Origin of the sequence: Novosphingobium sp., assembly GCF_019748365.1 — a bacterium.
Classification (GTDB): domain Bacteria; phylum Pseudomonadota; class Alphaproteobacteria; order Sphingomonadales; family Sphingomonadaceae; genus Novosphingobium.
This window is the reverse complement of sequence record NZ_JAIEPN010000118.1, coordinates 1-9020: the sequence shown is the minus strand read 5'-3', so window position 1 is coordinate 9020 and position 9020 is coordinate 1. Positions and strand designations below refer to the sequence as shown.

The following is a 9020-nucleotide window of genomic DNA, read 5'->3' as shown; positions in this document are numbered from 1 at the left end:
CGATCATGCCCGTGTCCACCCATGCCCTCGCGGTTCTCGACCGCATCGAAGCCATTGAGATGCGCTCCCTCGAATGGGGGTTCACCGACGGCTCGTTGAGCGAGGCAGAAGCCTTCGATCTCGGCGATCAGGTCTGCGAGGCTGCTGGGGACAGCAGCACAGACGGGCAGGATCTCGTCGAGGAATTGATCGACGCCAAGCTGATCTTTGAGATGGCAAGCGTCGGCGGCGACGTCCGGATCCGCTCGCGCTTTGCTGAAATGATGCGGTTGCTGGCCGCCAACCGGCAACTTTTTCCCAACAAGCCCTGGCAGGGCGCGCCGTCGCTTGTCGCCGATTTTCGGGTTGATTGTCGCCCGCGGCGCTTTCCAAAGCGGCAGCGTCTGCCCACCGACATCCTCACAGAGCATGCGTCGGTGCTCGGCGGATCACAACTGCGTCAAGACCTGTGGTTGGCACTTACTGCGCGCGAGGGTATGAAACTCGCGAGCTTTCAGGAACGAGCGGCGTTGCGCCTGTCGGCGGCGACCGACGATGGCGGCACGATCGTCACCGCGGGTACAGGTAGCGGCAAGACCATCGCCTTCTATTTGCCCGGCATGATCCGCATCGGAGAAGCGATCGGTGCCGATCATTGGGTAAAGGCAATCGCGATCTACCCGCGGATCGAGTTGCTCAAGGACCAGTTTGCCGAAGCGTTTCGGATGGCACGAACGGTCGATCAGACGCTCGCAAAACACGGGCGCCGGCCGCTGATCATCGGCGCCTTGTTCGGCAAGACCCCAACCCGCGCCACCCGCCAGGAACTCACCGACAAGAACTGGGTCCGACGCGGCGAGGACTTCGTTTGCCCATGGATGCGCTGTCCGCGCTGCGACAGCGAACTCGTTTGGCGCGGAGTCGATATCAGTGCGGGAGCCGAACGGCTCGCCTGTGTCCAGCAAAGCTGCGGTCAGGGGATCGGCGACGACCAGATTGTGCTGACCCGGACCCGACTGCAGCGCAATCCACCCGACATACTGTTTACGACGACCGAAATCCTGAACCAGCGCCTGTCCGATCACTGGATGCGAGGCCTTTTCGGCGTTGGGCTCCCGGCGGCGCGCAAGCCGTTGCTTGCCCTACTTGACGAAGTGCACACCTATGAGGGCGGAACCGGTGCGCAAGCTGCACTGACCCTGCGCCGATGGCGGCATTTGCTGGCTGCGCCGATCTCCTGGGTCGGTCTCTCAGCCACACTCGGCGACGCCGCGCGATTCTTCTCTGACTTGACCGGCGCAGATCTGGATGATGTCGTCGAGATCTCGCCGACGCTCGAAGAGTTCGAGGAGCAAGGCGCCGAATATCAGATCTTGCTGCGTGGCGACCCGGCGTCGCGCGCGTCATTGCTCTCGACAACGATCCAGACCTCGATGTTGCTTCCCAGACTCCTCGATCCGCCTGGCGCGAGCAACGCGTCAGGCACCTTTGGCCGGCGCGCCTTCCTGTTCACCGACGACCTCGATGTCACCAATCGCCTCTATGACGATCTGCGCGACGCGGAGGCTTTCACGATTTTCGGCCAACCCGATGCGGCGCGGATGCCCCTTGCGAATATTCGCCGGGCCGGACCCGATGCCGCGGTGCGCGATGTCGAAGGACAGCGATGGCGGATATGCGAGGATATCGGCCATCCACTCGATCGCCGCCTCGTGGTAGGGCGCACCACCTCGCAAGATGCTGGTGTCAATCAATCGGCCCACATCGTTGTTGCAACTGCGGCCCTCGAGGTTGGATTCAACGACCCGCTTGTCGGCGCCGTCATCCAGCACAAAGCGCCGCGCGGCATGGCCTCATTCCTGCAGCGCAAGGGTCGCGCCGGCCGCGACCGTGCGATGCGCCCGATCACCCTGACCGTCCTGTCGGACTATGGCCGCGACCGCGCCTTCTATCAGGCGTTCGAGCATCTCTTCGATCCCTCGCTCGAGCCGCAATATCTCCCGATCCGAAACCCTTATGTGATGAAGATCCAGGCGGTGTTCGCGCTGTTCGATTGGCTAGCGGCGACCACCGTTGGCTATGAAAAGGCCTGGCAATGGAACCTGCTCAGCCGCCCTTTGCCGCAGGCAAGCCCCGCCGAGCGCGCCGTCCTCGATCGCACCCGGGCCAAACTGACCCAATTGGTGCAGGGCGACGCCGCGACCATCGACGATCTACGGACGCATCTCACGGGCGCGCTCGGAATCGACCGCTCGTCGGCCGAAGCATTGCTGTGGGAAGCGCCGCGTTCGCTGCTACTCGAGGCGGTCCCGACGTTGGTCCGACGGCTATTCCGGGGCTGGCAATTGGCGATCCCGAATGCCGGCGCGACGCTCGATCTGCAGGTCGATCACCATCCGCTGCCCGATTTCATCCCGCGTAACCTCTTCAGCGACCTGAGCCTGCCCGAAGTGCGAGTCATTATCCCGCCTGCGACAGTCAATCACGAGGAGCGGATCGAGCAGATGCCGATCCTTCAGGCGCTCAATCAATTCGTACCCGGGCGTGTTACACGCCGTTTTGCGCATGAGCGTGGGGCGTTGTCGCACTGGATACCGGTCGATCCGGCATTTCCGGAGCAGGACCGCCGAATAAGCGACTATGCGCTCGAGCATGAATTCGTTGGCAGCTTTACCGGCAGCCTTAACGACCATGTCGGCGGACCGCCACTGCTGGTCTTTCGACCTTGGACCGTCCGCCTCGAACGCGCCGCGCGGACCGAAGCGCTGCCGAGCAGCAATGCGCGGCTCGTCTGGCAATCCGACATTGTCGCCAATGGCGACGCACTCAGCGTGCCGGTACCGACGCGATCGGAATGGCGCCATCACGTTCGCGCGATTGATTTCTACCTTCACCGGTTCCGCTCGAGTGTCAGCGTCCGGCGCTTTGCCGGGACTGCTCAGGCAAGTATCCGCACGCTGGAGGAGGATTTTCCGGTCACGCTGACCTTCACCAGCGATGACGATCAACCTGCCGCCGTCGGTTTCGAACTCGAGGTCGACGGGTTCCGGCTCGATCTCGCCTTGCCGCATACCGAGATGTTGAGTGGCGACCACATGCCGCCGGATGTCTTGGCGGCGACCAAGCTCGCGTATATCCGCGACTTAATTCGGCTTGACCCACTCCTGCCCGACGATCTCAACCAGTTTCAGCGCGAGTGGCTGATCCAGTTTCTGCTGTCGGCGCTGCTTGCGGATGCCGCGACCAACAATCGGCCGCTTTCCGAGACGATTGCCGACCTGCTCGACGACGACAGGATCGAAAGCGTCTTTCGCGCGGTCATGGAAGAGGTATTCGGTGCGATGCCACCGACGCCACCGGATAGCGACGATACCCAAGACAGCGATGCTGACGATGATGGCGGTGGTGATGGCGTACGCCCGGCCGCTACCGGTAGCGCCGGCGTGGGAGGCCGTTTACAGCAGGCGCTGCTTCTTCACCTCGCCAGTCCAGTGGTGCGGGACCGGCTGCGCGCGCTAGCTGCGCAACTGGTGACGGTCGACCCCATGATGTTCAGCGCGTGGCTTCGCCGCTTGGTCCTCGAAACGCTCGGCGAGGCGATGCTCCAGGCTTGTATCGCTGCCGCACCGCGCCAAGCGACGGTTGATGCGCTGCTCGTCGATATCCGCGATGATGCGACCTCCGATGTCGCGAGCGTATGGATAAGCGAAACGACACTTGGTGGTGCAGGTGTACTCGAAGCCTTTGCCGACCGCTTCGCATCCGAACCGCGGCTGTTCTTCTCGGCACTCGACGCGGCGCTGGCGCCCAGCGACCTTGAGCTCGTCGACGGAAGCCTGCGTGAGATCCTATCGCTCGCTACCAACGATGTCGTGATCGGCGACCAAGTCGCGCGCTTGCGCGCAACGAACTCGCACAATGAGCGTGCGATCTTGTGGCGGACGCTGTCGCACACCCTTGCGCAGCACGGCGGCATCGATCTTAGCCATGCGTTGTCGGTCTCGCTCAATAACCGAATACTGCGCGCGGGATCCGGGCCTCAACTTGATCAGTTGCTTCTCGACCTGCAGACCCATTGGGACGCGATTCAGGTCGAATTCGGGATCGCCATCGGCTTGCGCGAGTATGCCTATATCGCGAGCCGCGATGCCACGCTGGCCAGCGCCGTTCGCGCATTTCTTGCCGCGACGTTGCCGGCCGCAGCAATCTCGCATGTGACAGTCCTGTCGGCGATCACGAGCTTGCTATGGCCACGTGCAAATGAAGTGCGCCAACGCGTGCTGCAATCCTACAATCCGTTCCGCCAAACCCGTTCGACCGATCCGGCCGTCGTTCGCCATCTACTGCTTAGCCACGCAATCTCGACGATCGCGTTCAGCGATCCCAATTGGGAAGCGCAACTCGCCACAGCCTTTGAGGGACAGGGAACCGCCCGTCTTGTCGCCGAGGCAGGCGAGGCACGGTTGTTTCGCGCGGCTCTCGTCCGCCTTTCGGCCACACCAGTGAGTGTTGGCGTGCTCCAGTTCTTCCCCGCGATAGAACGCACTGAACGCGCCAATGGCAGGGTCCTGGTGACTCTGACGCTGAGGGAGCAGGTCTGATGCCCTTTCCTTCCAGGGATCTTCATGGGCCTGCGCAGTCGCGGGCAGTTCGAGACCTGTTTCAGAGCCTTTTTGTCGCAGAACTCATCTATCCTAGTCCAAAGCTGTGGCTGTTCTTCGCCTGGATTAGCGACGTCGAGATCATCGACAATTCGGCGCGCGAATTTGCGGCACTAGAACCGGATTGGCCAGCCGCCCCGATCCGCTTGTCGCAACTGCTGCGCGCACTGCTCGGGCGCGGTGTCCTGATCAGGCTGGTGATTCGCGAGGATGGCCACAATGACTATTTCATCGCTAGGCTGCAGGCGTTGAAGGCACGCTACGGCGATCAAATCAAATGGACTGTGGAGAAAAGCTTCCACGCTAAAGGCTTGCTGGGGGCAGATTATTTCCTCAGCGGATCGATGAACCTCACGCTGAACGGCATTTCGATAAACGGCGAACATCTCGTGCTAAGAACGGACCCGGCTGCGGTAGCAGAGCAGTCGGTCGAGCTCGAATCCCGGTGGGAAGGCAAGATGGCATGATCGGCCCGAATCTCGATGCAGCCCGGGCTGTGCTGGCAGACATCATCGCGCTCCAGCCATGCGATGGCGCAGACACCGAACTCGCGGCACTTTGCGCGGATCTGATCCAGTCAGTTGTTGCCGAGGCTTTGCCCGGAGCTCTCGTGCCCATCATCGACAGCACCGGGTCAATGCATATCGATGTCGCCGCGCCGACCATGTCGGACTGGAGGCGGCTCAAACCTGTCTTGCTGGCGTTTGCCGGACCAACGCTTACCGACTTCGATGGAATACCGAAGTCATTCGATGCCGCTGACCCGGTTGGTACCCGTCTCTTGCTAGCAGAACCTGCGGTCACAGCCATCATGCGCTTACCCGTGGATGACCGCTCGCGCGTCGCCGCGTTACGCGCGGTCCTACGCGCGCGGGATACACTTGCCCGCGCCCCCGAATTACAGCATTCAGTGCCGGTTCAGACCGGTTGGCTGCTCGCGCGCTTCCAAGATTATCTCAATGTCGGGCGCCGTGATGCGGCGAAAAAGATTCTCGATCGCCTTCGCAGCGAACTTCGCCTCGATGCGCTCAACGTCAAGTTTCTCGAAGTTCAGTTACTCGCCACCTTCGAGGATTGGGCGGCGATTATCGCCCTACCCGAATTTTCGAGCCTTTGCGTCGCACGCAGGACGCCCGCGATTACTGCGATCCTCCTTGAAGCGCTATATCAAACCCATATAGCTGCGCCGTTCGACGACGAGAATGTTGCGAATTCGCGCGCTGCGTACGAGGGTTCAGTCCAGTCCTTCTTGCAGTCTATGGTTATCGCCTCTCCGCTGCCAGGGTTGCGGGTAGGTGGGTGGCGCCTCCTCGGTCTGGAAGCACTCTCAGATCGTGGTCGCCAGGACCTGCTCGCCATCCTTGCCGACCGGGCGCAGGAACTGGGCTGGATCGCGACGCTGTTGCCGGCCCAAATTCAGCTCACGCCTCAGGCAGTGGAAGTCGCAGCTCCGATTGATACCGCGCGTGAAGCGCTGATACAGGCCGACGCGGTCGACAGCATCGACCTGCTGGCTGACGCAATGGCCGCGATGGCGCGGCTCAATCCTGATGAACTGGCCTTGTTGCGTGAAACCATGCCGTTTCGGCCGATCGTGCAGGCGACTGATGAACTGGCGAGTATTACGCCCCCGACTTCTTGGATCGCCTGGCTTGATCGCGCTGCCGATCCGGCCTTCACCAATGCGCTCGATATCGCACGCCTAGGCAAGGATGAATGGGAGATAGGACCATCAACCGGTGACCCGGTAGCGGTTCGTGCACTCGTCGCGGCGCTTGAGGAGGTTCAAGGTGATGATCTCGCAGCGGATCGAACTTCTCAGGCCTTACCTTATCTGGTTGCCTGGTTGCAGCGCGACCCAGATTTCCCGAGAGCAGCGTTCTCCTCCTTATATGGAGGATTGCTCACCCTGTTCGCGCTAGGGAGCGCGCGCGGATCCACAATTTATGAGTCCTCTCAAGTACTGATCGAAGCACTTCTGGTCTCGGGTATCGACCAAAAGGCGTATCGTGAATTGATCGCCGATGTCGACGAAATGGCCAACGACGGCTTCGGAGCAAGCATGATCTATTGGGTTCTGGAACTCGTCGAGAGTTTCATGAACGCTGCCGCCCCCGATGCCGATGCTCGAGAGATATTCTTACACCGGATTCTTGCCCGTATCGTTCCAATTTATGGGCGATTGACGCGCCTTCAGCGGATCGCTGTCACAACATTATCGAGTGAACTCGGATGGTCGTTGCCTGCGACGGCGGCAGATGTTGAAGTACCGGCGGACGACGACCTGGCTAGCCGCTTGGCGGGCTTGCATATTGCCATCTACTCGCTGACTGAATCTTCGAGCAGGCACGCAAAGGCTGCACTGGAAGCGATCACGTCAGCAGTCCGGGTGACTACTAACGCCGACCATGGTGGGAGCGTGTCACTACGCGCATTGGCAGAAAACTCTGATCTCTTCGTGATGACCTGGTTGTCGGCCAAGCATGCCGCCACTGATTTCATTCGCGAACATCGTGGCAGCAAGGCGTTGCTCTACTCGCAAGGCAAGGGGTTCTCGAGCATCTTGCGTGCGATTGAGGACCATCTGCTGAAGTGAATCAGGGGGTCGCGATTGGGTCAACGCAGACGGTCTAATGATTGCAGAAAATGGACATTTCGCGTGATCATCGAGCACCCTAGGGAGAGTTCCTGTAGAATGCCTCGAGAAGCTTTACCTACGGTGGCGGTGCCTCGTCATCATCGGAAGGCTGGGCGCCACCCGCCGCAACTTTCTCCCCTTTCGCTAGCCTACGCCCAACGCAACAAACTGTTGCGTAACCCCATTCTGATGTCCTTTTGATCCGCCTCGTAAGTGCAGCCGGTGGTCGGCCGCATCGTCTGAACGGGGCAATTCATGAGCGTCATCCCCATCCAGTCGCAAGCATCATCGCGCAGCGCGCGCATGCTGCGCACGGCGCTCGGGCCGGAGATTGCCGCCTGGCTTGAAGATGCCTCGGTCATCGAGGTCATGCTCAATCCTGACGGTCGGCTGTGGATCGACCGGCTCGGAGCGGGGATCGCCGATACGGGAATCGGGATGTGCGCTGCCGACGGCGAGCGGATCATCCGCTTGGTAGCGCATCATGTCGGAGCCGAGGTTCATGCCAGGGCGCCGCGCGTGTCGGCGGAGCTTCCCGATACGGGTGAGCGCTTCGAGGGTCTGCTGCCGCCGGTGGTGGCTGCGCCAAGTTTCGCGATCCGCAAGCCCGCCGTGGCGGTGTTCACGCTCGCCGATTATGTCGCGGCGGAGATCATGTCTCCATGGCAGGCCGACGCGCTGGTTCGCGCCGTTGCGGCCCGGAAGAACATTCTGGTTGCTGGCGGCACGTCGACCGGCAAGACCACCCTCACCAACGCGCTCTTGGCTGAAGTCGCCAAGACCGACGACCGCGTGGTCCTGATCGAAGACACCCGCGAGCTGCAATGCGCTGCGCCCAACCTCGTGTCGCTGCGCACCAAGGACGGCGTTGCCACACTCTCGGACCTGGTCCGCTCGGCCCTGCGCCTACGGCCCGATCGCATTCCGATCGGCGAAGTGCGCGGAGCCGAAGCGCTCGACCTGCTCAAGGCTTGGGGCACGGGCCATCCCGGCGGCGTTGGTACGATCCATGCCGGATCGGCGCTTGGGGTCCTGCGGCGCATGGAGCAGCTCATTCAGGAGAGCGTGGTCACCGTGCCGCGCGCGCTGATCGCCGAGACCATTGATGTGATCGCCGTTTTGGTCCGCGACGGGACCGGACGGCGGCTTGCCGAACTCGCCGAGGTCACCGGCCTCGATGCCCACGGCGACTACACCATCCTTCCCATCACACCCCCAGCCACAGGAGTTTCATCGTGATCCGTACCCTATCGCGCGCCCGTGCCCGCCTCTCTGTTGCCATGCTCGGCGGCTTCGTTGCTCTTGCCATCGCCAAGCCTGCCCATGCGGCGGGCTCGTCAATGCCGTGGGAGGCACCGCTCCAGTCGATCCTCGAGTCCATCCAGGGCCCCGTCGCCAAGATCGTGGCGGTCATGATCATCATCGCCACCGGTCTGGCGCTGGCGTTCGGCGACACGTCGGGCGGCGCGCGGCGCATGATCCAGATCGTGTTCGGCCTGTCGATCGCCTTTGCGGCCTCCTCCTTCTTCCTGTCGTTCTTCTCGTTCGGCGGCGGGGCGCTGGTGTGATGGGGGGTCTAATGGAGACCGCGGCGCCCGAAGCTATGCCGGGCTATGTCGTTCCGGTTCACCGCGCGCTGACCGAGCATATCCTGCTTGGCGGCGCTCCGCGCGGGCTGGCGATCGCCAATGCGACGCTGGCGGCCGCGATCGGGCTTGGCCTCCGGCTGTGGATCGCCGGGG

General features: G+C 62.1%; 5 protein-coding genes and 1 pseudogene. All 6 read left to right on the top strand.

Going from position 1 to position 9020, the window contains the following annotated elements:
• Nucleotides 1-5 precede the first annotated feature (5 nt).
• Entirely contained in the window at nucleotides 6-4580 is a 4575-nt protein-coding gene (dpdJ, locus tag K5Q19_RS14155; protein WP_137776147.1) for a protein DpdJ, read from the top strand.
• A complete protein-coding gene (gene dpdK, locus K5Q19_RS14150) occupies nucleotides 4580-5107 on the top strand; it encodes a phospholipase D-like domain-containing protein DpdK (protein ID WP_137776148.1) in 528 nt (175 codons plus the stop codon). Before dpdJ ends, dpdK begins: the two co-directional genes overlap by 1 nt.
• Nucleotides 5104-7236, top strand: a complete 2133-nt coding sequence (gene dpdD / locus K5Q19_RS14145) for a protein DpdD (protein ID WP_137776149.1) — start codon at nucleotides 5104-5106, stop codon at nucleotides 7234-7236. Before dpdK ends, dpdD begins: the two co-directional genes overlap by 4 nt.
• A 297-nt stretch (nucleotides 7237-7533) precedes the next feature.
• A complete protein-coding gene (trbB, locus tag K5Q19_RS14140) occupies nucleotides 7534-8517 on the top strand; it encodes a P-type conjugative transfer ATPase TrbB (protein WP_137776150.1) in 984 nt (327 codons plus the stop codon).
• Between the two features lie 41 nt (nucleotides 8518-8558).
• Nucleotides 8559-8846, top strand: coding sequence for a TrbC/VirB2 family protein (locus tag K5Q19_RS14135; RefSeq protein WP_292946293.1), 288 nt, complete (start codon nucleotides 8559-8561; stop codon nucleotides 8844-8846).
• An 11-nt stretch (nucleotides 8847-8857) separates the two neighbouring features.
• Nucleotides 8858-9020 (top strand): annotated as a pseudogene (locus K5Q19_RS14130) (conjugal transfer protein); the annotation flags it as partial.